The sequence below is a fragment of the Streptomyces sp. NPDC048507 genome (assembly GCF_043199995.1).
Lineage (GTDB): Bacteria > Actinomycetota > Actinomycetes > Streptomycetales > Streptomycetaceae > Streptomyces.
This window is the reverse complement of record NZ_JBICWZ010000003.1, coordinates 1-14,154: the sequence shown is the minus strand read 5'-3', so window position 1 is coordinate 14,154 and position 14,154 is coordinate 1. Positions and strand designations below refer to the sequence as shown.

General features: G+C 74.2%; 12 protein-coding genes and 1 pseudogene. 6 read left to right on the top strand and 7 right to left on the bottom strand.

The window, feature by feature from the left end:
• The first annotated feature begins 9 nt into the window (after positions 1-9).
• Positions 10-534, top strand: a complete 525-nt coding sequence (locus ACGFXC_RS08910) for a DinB family protein (RefSeq protein WP_393712171.1) — start codon at positions 10-12, stop codon at positions 532-534.
• Positions 535-1,052: 518 nt separating this feature from the next.
• On the opposite strand, the gene ACGFXC_RS08905 is transcribed toward ACGFXC_RS08910, so the two are convergent.
• Positions 1,053-1,730 carry an HAD-IA family hydrolase gene (locus ACGFXC_RS08905; protein ID WP_393710967.1) on the bottom strand — a complete coding sequence of 226 codons (678 nt, stop codon included), beginning with the start codon at positions 1,728-1,730 and terminating at the stop codon, positions 1,053-1,055.
• 133 nt (positions 1,731-1,863) lie between these two features.
• On the bottom strand, positions 1,864-2,538 hold the full coding sequence (locus ACGFXC_RS08900; protein ID WP_393710966.1) for a peptidoglycan-binding protein: 675 nt from the start codon (positions 2,536-2,538) through the stop codon (positions 1,864-1,866).
• Between the two features lie 1,108 nt (positions 2,539-3,646).
• Here ACGFXC_RS08900 and ACGFXC_RS08895 point away from each other — a divergent pair.
• The gene (locus ACGFXC_RS08895) at positions 3,647-5,698 is read left to right on the top strand and encodes a DHA2 family efflux MFS transporter permease subunit (protein ID WP_393710965.1); all 2,052 of its coding nucleotides are present in this window, start codon (positions 3,647-3,649) and stop codon (positions 5,696-5,698) included.
• Positions 5,699-5,702: 4 nt separating this feature from the next.
• Here ACGFXC_RS08895 and ACGFXC_RS08890 read toward each other — a convergent pair whose 3' ends face one another.
• Complete coding sequence (locus tag ACGFXC_RS08890) at positions 5,703-6,245, bottom strand: GNAT family N-acetyltransferase (RefSeq protein WP_393710963.1); 543 nt, start codon at positions 6,243-6,245, stop codon at positions 5,703-5,705.
• 129 nt (positions 6,246-6,374) lie between these two features.
• Between ACGFXC_RS08890 and ACGFXC_RS08885 the strand changes: the two genes are divergently transcribed.
• Entirely contained in the window at positions 6,375-6,770 is a 396-nt protein-coding gene (locus ACGFXC_RS08885; protein ID WP_393710962.1) for a nuclear transport factor 2 family protein, read from the top strand.
• An 81-nt stretch (positions 6,771-6,851) separates the two neighbouring features.
• Here the strand turns inward: ACGFXC_RS08885 and ACGFXC_RS08880 are convergent, their stop codons facing one another.
• The gene (locus tag ACGFXC_RS08880; RefSeq protein WP_393710961.1) at positions 6,852-7,211 is read right to left on the bottom strand and encodes an antibiotic biosynthesis monooxygenase family protein; all 360 of its coding nucleotides are present in this window, start codon (positions 7,209-7,211) and stop codon (positions 6,852-6,854) included.
• 128 nt (positions 7,212-7,339) lie between these two features.
• On the opposite strand from ACGFXC_RS08880, the gene ACGFXC_RS08875 reads away from it, so the two are divergent.
• Positions 7,340-9,382, top strand: coding sequence for a bifunctional glycosyltransferase 87/phosphatase PAP2 family protein (locus ACGFXC_RS08875; RefSeq protein WP_393710959.1), 2,043 nt, complete (start codon positions 7,340-7,342; stop codon positions 9,380-9,382).
• 34 nt (positions 9,383-9,416) lie between these two features.
• Here the strand turns inward: ACGFXC_RS08875 and ACGFXC_RS08870 are convergent, their stop codons facing one another.
• Positions 9,417-10,376 (bottom strand): GlxA family transcriptional regulator, encoded by a 960-nt coding sequence (locus ACGFXC_RS08870; RefSeq protein WP_393710958.1) that lies wholly within the window; start codon positions 10,374-10,376, stop codon positions 9,417-9,419.
• A gap of 110 nt (positions 10,377-10,486) precedes the next feature.
• Between ACGFXC_RS08870 and ACGFXC_RS08865 the strand changes: the two genes are divergently transcribed.
• Positions 10,487-11,008: a PaaI family thioesterase gene (locus ACGFXC_RS08865; protein WP_393710957.1), complete on the top strand. Its 522-nt coding sequence runs from the start codon at positions 10,487-10,489 to the stop codon at positions 11,006-11,008.
• A 235-nt stretch (positions 11,009-11,243) separates the two neighbouring features.
• Here the strand turns inward: ACGFXC_RS08865 and ACGFXC_RS08860 are convergent, their stop codons facing one another.
• On the bottom strand, positions 11,244-12,488 hold the full coding sequence (locus ACGFXC_RS08860) for a cytochrome P450 (RefSeq protein ID WP_393710955.1): 1,245 nt from the start codon (positions 12,486-12,488) through the stop codon (positions 11,244-11,246).
• 266 nt (positions 12,489-12,754) lie between these two features.
• Here ACGFXC_RS08860 and ACGFXC_RS08855 point away from each other — a divergent pair, with 266 nt between their 5' ends.
• Positions 12,755-13,924 carry a steroid 3-ketoacyl-CoA thiolase gene (locus tag ACGFXC_RS08855; RefSeq protein ID WP_393710953.1) on the top strand — a complete coding sequence of 390 codons (1,170 nt, stop codon included), beginning with the start codon at positions 12,755-12,757 and terminating at the stop codon, positions 13,922-13,924.
• A 155-nt stretch (positions 13,925-14,079) separates the two neighbouring features.
• Here the strand turns inward: ACGFXC_RS08855 and ACGFXC_RS08850 are convergent.
• A pseudogene (locus ACGFXC_RS08850) lies at positions 14,080-14,154 on the bottom strand (lytic transglycosylase domain-containing protein); the annotation flags it as partial.

Here is a 14,154-nt window from a genome sequence, read left to right as displayed (position 1 = left end):
TGGTCCAACATGTTCGTCCACCCCGAGGAGGACGCGCGTTCCGACGGCGGCTTCTCCGGCGAGCGGAAGGTTCTCGCGGGCTACTTGCGCGACCAGCGGCTGACGCTGGAGCTGAAGTGCGGGGGGCTCGACGCGGGGGCGATGGCCCGCCGGTCGGTGCCGCCGTCGGACCTGTCGCTGCTGGGCCTCGTACGGCACCTCGCGGGCGTGGAGCAGAAGTGGTTCCGGGGCGTCATGGCGGGCGAGGACGTACGCCGCCACTACCGCTCGGAGCGGGAGCCCGACGGGGAGTTCGCCGGCGCGGTGGCCGATCCGGCGGTGGTGGCGCAGGCGTGGGCGACCTGGCGCGCGGAGGTCGCCTTCGCGGAGCGGCTCGTCGCGGGGGCCCCCGATCTCGGTGTCACCGGGGAGGTGGCCGGCGGCGGGCGGATGGAGCTGCGGGAGGTGCTGGTGCACATGATCGAGGAGTACGCCCGCCACAACGGGCACGCCGACCTGCTGCGGGAGCGGATCGACGGACGCGTCGGGCAGTAGCGGGCGGGCCGGGGCGCGGTCGGGGCCGCCGGTGGGCTTGCGCGGGCGCGGGACGGCTGACCGTGCGGGTCGGGTGTGGGGGCCTGCGGGGCGGAGCCGGCGGCGGGCGCCGGTGGGCCCCCGCCCGCGGGGCCGGTTCGGGCCGGGTGCGGCGTGCGTGGCATGCCCTTGGTGGAGCCGGGCCGGCCGGCTTGCGGGGGCGGAGCCGGCCGATGTGCGGGGGCCGCACCGGGGGGCCTGCATGCGGGCGGGACGGCTGAAGGTGCGGGCCGTGTGTGGGGGGCCTGCGGGGTGGAGCCGGCCGATGCCCGTGACCGCGGGGGCCCGGGTGCGGTGGATCCGGCACGCCTGTGGCCGGGCCCCGGGTTGGCGGGCCCGGGCCCGCGCAGACGGGCATCGGCCGGTCACCTGGTGGGGCGGCGCGAGGGGCCCTCTCGGTGTTGCCGCCCCGCTCCGACCGTCGAGCTTCGCTACTTCATCCGTTCAGCCGACGGTGCCGCGCATCGCGCGCGGCTGCGTCAGGGGGTGAGGGTGAGGCGGATCGTGCCGTTTTCGGCGGCTTCCACGTGGACCGAGGTGAGGTCGGGGACGTGGGCCGTCGGGCCGTACGCCGCAGCGCGGGGGCCGATGCCGATCACGCGCATGCCGGCGGCCACGCCCGCGGCGATGCCGGCGCCGGAGTCCTCGAAGACCACGCAGTCGGCCGGGTCCACGCCGAGCTCGGCGGCGCCCTTCAGGAAGCCCTCGGGGTCGGGCTTGCTGGCCCCGACCGACTCGGCGGTGACCCGTACGCGCGGCATCGGCAGGGCGGCCGCGGTCATCCGGGCGGTGGCCAGGGCGGCGTCGGCCGACGTGACGAGGGCGTGCGGGAGCCCGGCTATCGCCGCCATGAACTCCGCGGCGCCGCCCACGGGGACCACGCCGTCGGTGTCGGCGGTCTCGCGGGCCAGCATCACCTTGTTCTCGGCGTGGTTGAGCTCTACGGGGCGCTCGGGGAGCAGGATCGCCATGGTGGCGTAACCCTGGCGGCCGTGGACCACCTTGAGGGCCTCCTGCGGGTCCAGCCCGTGGGACAGGGCCCAGTCGCGCCAGCAGCGCTCGACCACCGCGTCGGAGTTGACGATGGTGCCGTCCATGTCCAGGAGCAGGGCCCGGGCGGAGAGGACGACGGGGGCGGTGGTGGTGCTGGCCGGCATCGGCGGGGCTCCAGACGGGGCGGGAAAGAGAACAAGCGGTTCCGTCCGCCGGTCAGGGAAATACGGACGGAACCACTTTGTTCCTACACGATACAAAACGCGGAGCGGTGCGCGCCACCGTGCGCGGAGTGACCTATCCCTCCAAGGCGCGACGGGTCGCCGGACCGTAGACGCCGCGCGGGTCCTCGTAGACGCCGTTGTAGTACTGGAAGTCCTCGACGGCGCGCTCGACCGAGCGGCCGTACCTGCCGTCGACGCGGCCGCGGTAGTAGCCCTGGCTCGCCAGCAGCCGCTGGAGCTTCTCGACCTCGGGCCCGGAGTCGCCGGAGCGCAGGGTGGCCGGCTTGGCGGGCGGGGGTGGCGGGGGCGGAGGCGGTGCGGGTGTGGGGCTGGTGGTACGGGTGCGGCTCGGGGTCGGCGTGGGCGGGGGTGCGGAGGTCCGTGACGCGGAGGCACTGGCGCCGGCGCCCTGCGACGCGGAGGCGGACCGCGACGGGGTCGCGCCGGCGGCGGCCGACGCGGAGGGCGTGCCGCCGGTCGGGGTCGGGCCGGTGGGCCCGTCCGACGGGCCGACGGGGGCCGCGGTGATGGCGGGCGCCGACGGTTTGGGGTCCAGCAGTGCGGCGTCGCCGTCGCCGGAGCCGGAGAACGGCCCGAGCGCCAGGGCCACCGCGGTGGCGGCCACCACTACGACCCCGCCGGCGATCAGCGGCACCAGCCGGCGGCGCCGGGGCGGCGGGGCGGCGGAGCCGGGATGGGACGGGTGCGCGGGGACGGAGGCACGCAGCTGGACCGTCTGCTCGGCCACGGGTATCCCGTACGCGGCGGCCGGGGCGGCCGGGGTGGGTCCGGGGGCGCCGGCCGCAACGGGGGACAGCAGCGCGGTCGGCGCCTCGTCCGCCGGTGCGCCGGGACGCCGAGCCGTGCCGGCGTCGGGCGCGGGGGCGTCTTGCTGCCCGGGGGCGTACGTGCCGTCGGGCCCCTGCCCGGGCCGGGAGGCGTGGCCGGGTACGGGCGCGGGGGCCGCAGGGGCGGGCCGGTGCGCGGCGCCGGGCCAGGGCGCGGCCTCGTACCCGGGAGGGGAGACGGGCCCGGCCGGTGTCGGTCCGTACGCCGCGTCGGGCGCCGGCCGCGCCGGTGCGGGCGGGGTCGGCGGGTGCGGGGCCCCGGGGGCCGCCGGGGCGGGCCGGTGCGCGGCGTCGGGTGCGGGCGGGGCCGGGCGGTACGCGCCGTCCTGTGCGGCGGGCCGGTGCGCGGCCTCGGAGGCAGACGGGGCCGGGCGGGGCGATGCTTCGGGGTCGGCGGGGGCGGGGCGTCGGAACGCGGCGTCGGGGGCGGACGGTGCGGACCTGTATGCGGATTCGGGCGCAAGCGGGGCTGGTCCGTGAGCGCCGTCCTGCGCGGGCGGGCCGGGCCGGTACGCGGCGTCCTGAGCGGCCGGGCCGGGCCGGTGTGCGGCTTCGGGCGCGGGCGGGCTCGGCCGGTACGCGGCCTCGGGCGCGGGGGGTGCCGGGTGGGGCGATGCTTCGGGGCCGGGAGGGGCGGGGCGCCGGTACGCCGCGTCGGGCATGGGCGGGCTCGGGCGGTACGCCGCGGCGGGCCGGTGCGGGGCCTCGGGGGCGGGCGGGGCCGGGCGGTACGACGCCGCGGGGGCGGCCGGGGGCGGCGGGGTGGGGGCGGGTTGGGGGAGTGGGGCGTAGGGGCGGATGCGGAGGGGGTCGTATCCGCCCGGCCCGCATGCGCAGTCGGCGTTCACGGCGCCGCAATCCGGACAGCGCTCAGCGCTCACTGCTACCCCTCCCCTGGCCACTGCCTGCGATTATGCAGACCCCTGGGTCCCGCCCAACCGCCCGACAGGCCATAACCGGACACACCGCTCAGGATGGATGGTGCTGATCCTGCCTGAGGAGGACCCGATGGCCCAGGATGTCACCGATTCCACCGTGGAACCCGGTCCCCGTGCCGAGCACGCCTCCCGCGAGGTGCTCGTCTCGATCGGAGCGCTGCTGCTGGGCCTGCTGATCGCCGCGCTCGACCAGACCATCGTCTCCACGGCCCTGCCCACCATCGTCAGCGAGCTCGGCGGCATGGAGCACCTGTCCTGGGTGGTCACCGCCTACATGCTCGCCTCCACCGCGGCCACCCCGCTGTGGGGGAAGCTGGGCGACCAGTACGGGCGCAAGAAGCTGTACCAGTACGCCATCGTGCTGTTCCTCGTCGGCTCCGCGCTCTGCGGCATCGCCCAGAACATGCCCCAGCTCATCGGCTTCCGCGCCCTCCAGGGCCTCGGCGGCGGCGGGCTGATGGTGCTGTCGATGGCGATCGTCGGCGACATCGTCCCGCCGCGCGAACGCGGCAAGTACCAAGGCCTCTTCGGTGCCGTCTTCGGTGCGACCAGCGTCCTGGGGCCGCTGCTGGGCGGCCTGTTCGTGGACCACCTGTCCTGGCGCTGGGTGTTCTACATCAACATCCCCATCGGTCTCGTCGCCCTCGTCGTCATCGCCGCGGCCCTGCGCATCCCGGCCCGCTCCTCCAAGCACACCATCGACTACCTGGGCACCTTCCTCATCGCCTCCGTCGCCACCTGCCTCGTGCTGGTCGCCTCCCTCGGCGGTACCACCTGGGCCTGGGGGTCGAGCCAGATCATCGGCCTCGCCGTCCTCGGCGCGGTGCTCCTCGTCGCCTTCCTCTTCGTGGAGCGCAGGGCCGCCGAACCGGTCCTGCCGCTCAAGCTGTTCCGCATCCGCACCTTCACCCTCTGCTCGGTGATCAGCTTCATCATCGGTTTCGCGATGTTCGGCGCGATGGTCTACCTGCCGACCTTCCTCCAGGTCGTGCGGGGCGTCTCGCCGACCATGTCGGGCGTCCACATGCTGCCGATGGTGTTCGGCCTGCTGATCGCCTCCACCGGTTCCGGCCAGATCGTCAGCCGCACCGGGCGCTGGAAGGTCTTCCCCATCCTCGGCACCGCCGTCACCGCCATCGGCCTGCTCCTCCTGCACCGGCTGGAACGCACCAGCTCCGACTGGGAGATGAGCGTCTACTTCTTCGTCTTCGGCTTCGGACTCGGACTGGTCATGCAGGTGCTCGTCCTGGTCGTGCAGAACTCGGTCAGTTACGCGGACCTCGGTGTCGCCACCTCCGGTGCCACCTTCTTCCGCTCCATCGGCGCCTCCTTCGGCGTCGCCATCTTCGGCACGATCTTCACCAACCGGCTCGGCGACAAGCTGTCCGCCGCCCTCGCCGGGGTCCCGCTGCCGCCCACCGCGACGCCCGAGCGGCTGGAGGCGGACCCCCGCGCCATCGGCGCGCTCCCGCCCCGGCTGCGGGGCACCGTCCTCGACGCCTACTCCACGGCCATCACCGACGTCTTCCTCTACGCCGTGCCCGTGGTCCTGCTCGCCTTCGTGATCTCCTGGTTCCTCAAGGAGGACAAGCTCCGCGCCTCCGTCACCGCACCCGACGTGACGGAGACCCTCGCCTCGAACCCCGTCGAGCGCACGTCACACGAAGAGGTGGCCCGCGCCCTGTCGGTGCTGGGCACCCGCGAGGGGCGCCGCCACGTCTACGAGAAGATCACCGCGAAGGCGGGCTTCGACCTGCTCCCCGCGGCCAGCTGGCTGCTGCTGCGGATCAAGAAGTACGGTTCCGCCGATCCCGCGGTGCTCGCGGAACGCACCGGCGTGCCCCTGCGGGCCATCACGGACGCCGGCCGCCAGGTCGAGGAACGCGGGCTCGCCGCGCGCGAGGGGCTCTCGCTGGTCCTGACCGACCGGGGCCGCCAGGCGGCGGGCCGGCTCTCCGACGCCCGCCAGGAATCCCTCGCCGAACTGCTCGGTGACTGGTGGGGCCCCGAGCGGCCCACCGACCTGATCAAACTCGTCGAGGAACTCAACCGGGAGCTGTGCGGTTCCGACGCCGAGGAGCCCTACGACACCCTTCCGCGCCGGGACCACTCCGCCCACTAGCCGGCTAGGGGGCCAGCGGCTTCTCGAACCAGTGCTGGGCGTACGGGCCGCTGTTGTAGGCGGGTATCTCGTGGTACCCGTGGCGCGCGTACAGGGCGCGGGCCTCCACCAGGTCGCTGCGCGTGTCCAGGCGGACCCGGGCCGCGCCCAGCGCGCGGCCCGCCTCCTCCAGTGCGCCGAGCAGGGCCGCCCCGCCGCCCGTGCCGCGGGCCCGCGGGTCGACGTAGACCCGGGTGAGCTCGGCGGTGCCGGGGTCGAGGAGACGTATGCCGCCGCAGGCCAGGGGCTGTCCGTCCCACCGCCCGACGACGAAGGCCCCGGCGGGCGGGGTGAGGTCGTCCGCGGGGAAGTCCAGCATCCCCTGGTCGATCTCGGCCTCGGTGACCGGCCGTTTCCAGTACCGGCCGGCGACCTCCGCGTAGTACGCGCGGCGCAGGGCCGTGGCGTCCGCGGTGGTGAAGGGCTCCGCCGTCACCTCCCAGCGCAGGGACGTCGCCTCATGGCGGGCGGTCGTAGCGGTCGTGTTCCTCGTCAGTTGTTCCGTCATGGCCCCAGTGTGGAGCGCCCGCCGGCCCCCTCGCCTGGAATATCCACAGGCGCGGACCGATGATGAGGAAAGGTGTAAATCGGATTACGCGCAAGGCTGGACCGCGTGTCAACGGAGGTGTGAACGGTCATGTCGGAGCACCCGGACTGTGCCCTGATCCGCCGCGGCTACGAGGCCTTCGGCAAGGGCGACATGGAGACCATGGGCACGCTGATGACGGCGGACGTCATCCACCACGTACCCGGCAACAGCCCGCTCTCCGGGCACCACAAGGGGCGGGACGCCGTCCTCGACTTCTACCGGCGGGTCGGGGAGGAGACGGGCGGCACCTTCCGGCTGCGCCTGGACCGGGTCCTGGTGGACGGCCGGGGCCACGGCATGTCCCTCCACACCGCCACCGGCGACCGCGGCGACCGCGGCATCGAGATCCACGAGGGCCTCTTCTTCACCATCATCGGCGGCAAGATCACCGACATCGACCAGTGCACCCAGGACATCGACGAGAGCGACGCCTTCTGGAGCTGAAGTGAAGTCAAAGCACCCGTGACGTGGCGGGGCCGGGCGGGCGCGCCGCCCCGGCACCGCCACGCCCCCGTCGCCGGCGGCTCACGCCTGCTTCGGCGCCGCCTGCTGCACGACCTCGAACGACCACACCTGGGACCCGGACGCCGCCGGCTTCGGCCGTTCGCCGCCGCTGCCGGCGCCGGGGCCGCCCGCGGCCCCCGCACCGCCGCCGCCCTGGTGCGCCGCCTTCATCGGGCCCTCCATCCACGCCTGGAAGTCCGCCTCCGAACGCCACCGCGTGTAGACCAGGTACTGGTCGGTGCCCTCGATCGGACGGAGCAGCTCGAACCACTCGAACCCGTCCGAACCCTCCACGGACCCCGCCCGCGAGGCGAAGCGCTGTTCCAGGACCTCCCGCTGCTCGGCGGGCACGGTCAGTGCGTTGATCTTCACGATGCTCATGGACGCCATCCTAGGGATGCCACGGGGGATATCGTCGTCCCCAGGCAGTGGACCGGTGCATCGTGCGCGGCAGCCAGGCGAAGCCGGGGTTGCGGTCGGCAGGACGCGGGACGGGAGGACGGCGAGGCGTGGCGAACGCGGCGGAGCACGGCGGTGCCAACGGACATGCCGGTGTCATAGGCGGTGGCGGCAGACTCGGGGCGGCCCGGTTCGTGCTGTGGGCCCTGGCGGCCGTGCTCGCCGCCAGACAGGCCGCCGCGGTGCTGCGGACGCCGCCGGGCGAGTGGCTCAGCGGCTTCCACCTCCCCGGCGGCCCCGGCAGCCTGCCCGGCTCGCTCTACGACGCGGGCCAGTTCACCGGCACGCCCTTCGCGGGACTGGTCCTCAAACCCCTGGTCGCGCTCGCGGCGCCGTCCCTGGAGGTGGCCTGGACCTGCGTGACCCTGCTGTTCGTCGCCGCCGTCGGGCTGGTGGCCGCGCGCGGGCTGCCCGACCCGGTGCCCCGCAGGACCGCGCTGCTCGCCGCGCCGGGGCTGGTCGCGCTGATGATGGTCTCGCTGCCCGTCCGCGAGGCCGCCTCCCCGGGACAGACCGCCGTCCTGCCCGTCCTGTTGGTGCTGCTCGCGTTCTTCCGGGTGCCGGGGGAGCGGCCCTCCGGGTTCCTCGTCGGACTCGCCGCCGCGCTCCAGCCCGCCCTGCTGTTCTTCGCCGCCCTGCTGTGGCTGACCGGGCGCCGGCCCACCGCCAAGGCCGCCGCCGTGACCTTCGCCGGCGCCACCGCGCTGTCCTGGGCGTCGCTGCCGCGCGACTCGTGGACGTACTGGGTCGAGCACCTCGCGGGCACCGGCCTCGGCGGCGCCCCCGCCGACCCGGCCAACCAGTCCCTGCACGGCGCCCTGCTGAGGCTCGGGCTGAGCGGCCCCGGCGAGGTCTTCCTCTACGTCGCCCTCGCCGCCGCCGTCTGCGTCGTCGGCCTGCGCCGCGCCGCCCGCTACGCCCGCGACGGGCAGCTGCTGCTCGCCGTCGCCGTCACCGGCTGCGTGGCCGTCGCCGTGTCCCCGGCCGGCTGGCGCCACCAACTGCTGTGGGTGCTGCTCGCGGTGGCGGGCAAGGTGGGGCGGCGGGCCGCCGACCGGCCGGTGTGGCCCGTGGCGGTGGTGCTCGCGATGACCCTGCCGAACGCCGTGCTGCTGCCGAACCTGGCCGCGCTGGCCCCCGTACGGGACAACGTGCTGCTCCTCGCGGCCGTGGCGGCGGCCTGCGCGGTGCCGTTCCTGCCGCGCTCCTCCCCGTACTGGCGCGATCCCGTGCCGACGCGCCACGGCCGCCCCGCCGCCGCGCGCTGGTCGCGCGTGCCGCTGCTGCCGTTCTGGCGCCGGGTGCTGTCCCGCCCGAACCTGCTGCTGGAACTGCTGCTGATACGGGTCGGCTACTCGCTCTACTCGCACATCCGCGCCGCCGCCCCGACCAGCCGCGTCCTCGCGGAGGACAACGGGAGCCGGATCCACGCGATCGAGCGGGCCCTCGGCATCGACATCGAACACGCCGTCAACCGGGCCGTGGTGGACACGCCCTGGCTGGAGGCGTTCTTCAACTTCTACTACACGTCGTTCCACTTCGTGGTCCCGCTGGCCATCCTGGCCGTCCTGTACTGGCGCCGCCCGGCGGACTACCGCTGGGCCCGGGCCTCGTTGGGGCTGGCGACGGTCATGGCGCTGGCCGGGTTCTGGCTCTACCCGCTGGCCCCGCCGCGGCTCATGCCGGACCTCGGCTTCGTCGACACCGTGCACGGGGTGCAGGACCTGGCGAACCCCTCGTACGGGGCGATGACGGCGATCTCCAACCAGTACGCGGCGATGCCCTCGCTGCACTTCGGCTGGTCGCTGTGGTGCGGGACGGTGATCGTGGTGCTCGCGCCGAAGGGGTGGCAGAAGCTGCTCGGCGTGCTGCACCCGCTGATCACCGTCTGCGCGATCGTGGCCACCGCGAACCACTGGGTGCTCGACGCGGTCGGCGGCGCGGTCGTCGTCGGCGCCGGGTTCGCCCTGGTGCACGTGCTGTCCGGGCCGCGCCGCCTGCGGCTGGACCTGCCCGCGCCGCGACCCGCGGCCGGAGCGGCCGGTGAGGCCGGGGGGCCGGTACGCGCCCCGGCCCGCTCGGGGCGGTCCTGAGCCGCCCGGCCGCCGCCGCGGAGGCCGCGCACCGCTACGGGCGCAGCGGCCGCGGGCCCGCTCCGGCGCGCCTGCGCAGCAGCGCGCGCAGGGGGCCGGGGCTCTCGTAGCCGACCCGCCGGGCGACGGCGGCGAGCGGCAGGCCTGTGGTGCGCAGCAGGTGTTCGGCCTGCTCGACCCGCAGGTCCTGGACCAGCCGGATCGGGGAACAGCCGAGCGTGCGGGCCAGGGTGCGCTGGAGGGTGCGCTCGCTGACGCCGAGGTCGCGGGCGGCGTCGGCGATCGACAGGGGCCCGTCGATCCTGGCCCGTACCCACTGCTCGAACACGGCGACCAGCGGCTCGTGCCGGGCCATCGCGCCGGGGATCATGTACGCGGCCTGCGAGGGCCGGTCGTCGACCACCAGGTAGTGCCGGACCAGGTCGGCGAGGGCCGGGCTGCGCGCCGCGACGACGGACAGCGCGAGGTCGAGGTGGCCGAAGGCGGCGCCCGCGGTGGTGACCCCGTCCGAGGTGGTGACCATCCGGGTCTCCTCCAGCGTCACCCGGCGGTAGCGGTCGCGGAACACCGGAGCGAGCCACCAGCTCGTCGTCGCCCGCAGCCCGTCCAGCACCCCGGACTCGGCCAGCAGGAACGTTCCCGTACAGGAGGAGGCGAGCGGGGTGCGCCGCTCGCGGGCCCCGGCCAGCAGCCGGCGCGCGGAGCGGTGCGCGGGCGAGGCGACGGCCTCCAGCAGGGCGGCCGGCCGGCGTTCCATGAGGGCGGGCAGGACGAGGAGGGCGGCGTCCTCGGCGGTGGCGGCGGGCTCGGTGTCGATGCGGTGGCCCAGCCCGGTACGGACGCGCCGGCGCACGCCGACGGTGCTGATCTCGAAGGCCGGGGGCGTGGCCCCGGCGAGCTGTCCGCGCAGCGCGTTGGCGGTGTGCAGCACGTCCAGGACGGCCGAGATGCCCGAGTCGAAGACCCCGTCGAGGGCCAGTACGGCGACTTTCACCCGGCCACCCTAACCGTGCGGGCGGCCGGTGGCCGGGCTGTCGGAATCGGTGCGGAACGCGGCGGATCCGACACTCGCCCGGCGGGGCCGCGCTGCCTAGGGTCGATGGCATGACCACGTACGAGATCCCCGCCCCCGCCCCCGCCGCCCTGCGCACCCGGACCCACACCTGGCAGCCGCGGCCCGACCTCACCCCGGAGATCCTGGGCATGAGCGGCCTGGAGGTGCTCCGGGCCGCCCTCGGGGGCACGCTGCCCGCCGCCTCGATGATGAGCACGCTGGGCTTCCGGCTGACCGAGGTGGGCGAGGGGAGCGTCGTCTTCGAGGGCGACCCGGGCGACCACCTGCTCAACCCCATGGGCACCGTCCACGGCGGTTTCCTCGCGACCCTGTTGGACTCGGCGCTGGGTTCGGCCGTGATGACCCGCCTTCCGGCCGGTACGGCCTACACCACCGTGCAGTTGGGCGTGCACATGATCCGCCCGGTGCTTGCGGACACCCCGGCGCTGCGCTGCGAGGGCACGGCCCTGCACGTGGGGCGGACGACGGCCACCGCCGAGGCGCGCGTGGTGGGGACCCGCGACGGGAAGCTGTACGCGCACGGTACGACGACCTGCGCGATCCTGCGCTGACGGCGGCCCGAGACGGCCCGACGACCGGCTGCGACGGCCGGCTGCGACGACCGGAGGGGCGCCGGGGCCACCAAAGGGCCCCGGCGCCCCTCCGGGTGGATCGCCGCGTCCTGTCAGGATCGGCCAGGCACCGCGATCGCGCCACTCGGGGACGGTCGCGGGGCGCCCGGACCAGCGGACGGCAGGGGCCGCGGGGCGTGGGAGGTGGACGGCCCCTGCCGCCCTGGACCACGGGTCAGCGGGCGCTGACCCGGAGCTCCTTGATGCCGTTGAGCCAGGCCGCGCGCAGCCGCCGCGGGCCGTCGGCGGCCAGGCGCAGGTCGGGCAGGGCGTCGGCCAGGGCGTTGAAGATCAGGTCGATCTCCATGACGGCCAGGGACTTGCCGAGGCAGAAGTGCGGTCCGCCGCCGCCGAAGCCGAGGTGTGGGTTGGGGTCGCGGGTGATGTCGAAGACCTCGGGGTTCTCGAAGACGTCGGGGTCGTGGTTGGCGGAGGAGTAGAACATGCCGACCCGGTCGCCCGCCTTGATCTTCTGTCCGCCCAGTTCGGTGTCCTGGGTGGCGGTGCGCTGGAAGGACACCACGGGGGTGGCCCAGCGGACGATCTCCTCCGCGGCCGTCGCCGGCCGGGTCGCCTTGTAGAGCTCCCACTGCTCGGGGTGGGTGAGGAAGGCGTGCATGCCGTGGCTGATGGCGTTGCGGGTGGTCTCGTTCCCGGCGACGGCCAGCAGCAGGACGAAGAAGCCGAACTCGTCGGAGCCCAGGTTGCCCTGGCCCTCGGCGGCCACGAGCTGGGAGACGATGTCCTTGGCCGGGCACTGCTTGCGCTCGGCGGCCAGGTTCATGGCGTACCCGATGAGTTCCATCGCGGCGTTGGCGCCGACCTCTTCGGTGATGGCGTACTCGGGGTCGTCGTAGGCGATCATCTTGTTCGACCAGTCGAAGATCCGGGACCGGTCCTCCTGCGGTACGCCGATCAGTTCGGCGATGGCCTGGAGCGGGAGTTCGCAGGCGACCTGGGTGACGAAGTCGAAGCTGCCGTCGGCCGAGGCGGCCACGGCCTCCTCGGTGATCCGGCGGGCCCGGTCGCGCAGGGCCGCCTCCAGTCCGCGGATGGCCCGGGGGGTGAAGCCCCGCTGCACGATCTGGCGTACGCGGGTGTGCTCCGGCGGGTCCATGTTCAGCATGATCAGACGCTGGGCATCGATCTGTTCGCGCTGGATGTGCTCGTTGAAGCGGATGATCGCGGTATTGGTGGTGGAGGAGAACAGCTCCGGGTGCGTGGAGACGTACTTGACGTCCGCGTGCCGGGTGACGGCCCAGTAGCCCTCGTCGTCGAAGCCGGTGACGCCCCGCCGCTGCGGGCACCACCAGACCGGCGCGGTCTGCCGCAGCCGGGCGAACTCGGGGTAGGGGACCCGGTCCTGGAGGAGGTCGGGGTCGGTGGCGTCGAAGCCTTCGGGCAGCGCGGGACAGGGCATCGGGCGACTCCATGGTCTGGCGAAGGTCTGACGGCCCATCAGGGGAAGTTGGCCTGAAGGTAGTAACGAGTTCTAGAAGTGACAAGGGCTCCCGCGCCAACTGTTGCGTGTGGAATCCGTGTAAGCCGCGTGCAAGACCCTTGCGTGGTGGGGGTCCGGGTCATAAGACTGCGGGGGAGAACTAGAACGCGTACTAGTTCGGGGCGGGGCGCCGGGACGGCCCGTCCCGCCGGCGCTGTACAGGACGTGCAGGAGAGGACGAGCTCATGGCCGCGGAACCCGTCATCGTCGAAGCCGTACGCACCCCCATCGGGAAACGCGGGGGCGCCCTGGCCAACCTCCATCCCGCCTACCTCCTCGGCGAGACGTACCGCGAACTGCTCGCTCGCACCGCGATCCAGCCCGACTGCGTCGAACAGATCGTCGGCGGCACCGTCACCCACGCGGGCGAGCAGTCGATGAACCCGGCGCGCAACGCCTGGCTCGCCATGGGGCTGCCGTACGAGACCGCCGCGACCACCGTCGACTGCCAGTGCGGCAGCTCCCAGCAGGCCAACCACATGGTGGCCAACATGATCTCCGGCGGGGTCATGGACATCGGCATCGCCTGCGGGGTCGAGGCCATGAGCCGGGTCCCGCTGGGCTCCGGGTCCAAGCACGGCCCCGGCAAGCCCTTCCCCGACGAGTGGAACGTCGACCTCCCCAACCAGTTCGAGGCCGCCGAGCGGATCGCCCGCCACCGGGGACTGACCCGTGAGGACGTGGACCGCCTCGGCGTGCTCTCGCAGGAGCGGGCCGCGGCCGCCTGGGCCGAGGAGCGCTTCAAGCGTGAGACGTTCGCCGTCCAGGTCCCCACCACCGAGGCCGAGCAGGCCGCCGGGCAGGGCATGTGGCGGCTGGTCGACCGGGACGAGGGCCTGCGCGACACCAGCATGGAGGGCCTGGCCCGGCTCAAGCCGGTCATGCCGACCGCCGTGCACACCGCCGGGAACTCCTCGCAGATCTCCGACGGCGCCGCCGCCGTGATGTGGGCCTCCCGCAAGATGGCCCGCGCCCTCAAGCTCAGGCCGCGCGCCCGCATCGTCGCCCAGACGCTGGTCGGCGCCGATCCGCACTACCACCTGGACGGGCCGATCGACGCGACGCGGGCCGTGCTGGGCAAGGCCGGGATGTCGCTGCGGGACATCGACCTGGTCGAGATCAACGAGGCCTTCGCCTCCGTCGTCCTCAGCTGGGCCCAGGTCTTCGACCAGGACCTGGAGAAGGTCAACGTCAACGGCGGCGGCATCGCGCTCGGCCACCCCGTCGGCGCCACCGGCGCCCGGCTGATCACCACCGCGCTGCACGAGCTGGAGCGGCGCGACAAGGAGTTCGCGCTGATCACCATGTGCGCGGGGGGCGCGCTGGCGACCGGCACGATCATCCAGCGCCTCTGAGCCGTCCGGCTCCGGCCGGGCGGACGGAAGGGCGCGCTGGAGAAGGACCCAGTGGGATGGGAAAGCCGAAGGCCCCGGTGGCCGGCCTGGGGAGGCCGGCCACCGGGGCCTTCGCACGTGCTTCGCCCCGCTGCTGGGGGGTGTCCGCTGGTGGCTCAGTACCAGTGGTGGGACTGCCAGAAGTTCCAGGCGCCGACGGGGCTGCCGTAGCGGGAGTTCATGTAGTCCAG

Bases quoted from the DNA above. Each gene is read 5' to 3' on its own strand.
- ACGFXC_RS08910 (WP_393712171.1), top strand. From the start codon at position 10: ATGTTCGTCCACCCCGAGGAGGACGCGCGTTCCGACGGCGGCTTCTCC.
- ACGFXC_RS08905 (WP_393710967.1), bottom strand. From the start codon at position 1,730: ATGCCGGCCAGCACCACCACCGCCCCCGTCGTCCTCTCCGCCCGGGCC.
- ACGFXC_RS08895 (WP_393710965.1), top strand. From the start codon at position 3,647: ATGGCCCAGGATGTCACCGATTCCACCGTGGAACCCGGTCCCCGTGCC.
- ACGFXC_RS08890 (WP_393710963.1), bottom strand. From the start codon at position 6,245: ATGACGGAACAACTGACGAGGAACACGACCGCTACGACCGCCCGCCAT.
- ACGFXC_RS08885 (WP_393710962.1), top strand. From the start codon at position 6,375: ATGTCGGAGCACCCGGACTGTGCCCTGATCCGCCGCGGCTACGAGGCC.
- ACGFXC_RS08880 (WP_393710961.1), bottom strand. From the start codon at position 7,211: ATGAGCATCGTGAAGATCAACGCACTGACCGTGCCCGCCGAGCAGCGG.
- ACGFXC_RS08865 (WP_393710957.1), top strand. From the start codon at position 10,487: ATGACCACGTACGAGATCCCCGCCCCCGCCCCCGCCGCCCTGCGCACC.
- ACGFXC_RS08860 (WP_393710955.1), bottom strand. From the start codon at position 12,488: ATGCCCTGTCCCGCGCTGCCCGAAGGCTTCGACGCCACCGACCCCGAC.
- ACGFXC_RS08855 (WP_393710953.1), top strand. From the start codon at position 12,755: ATGGCCGCGGAACCCGTCATCGTCGAAGCCGTACGCACCCCCATCGGG.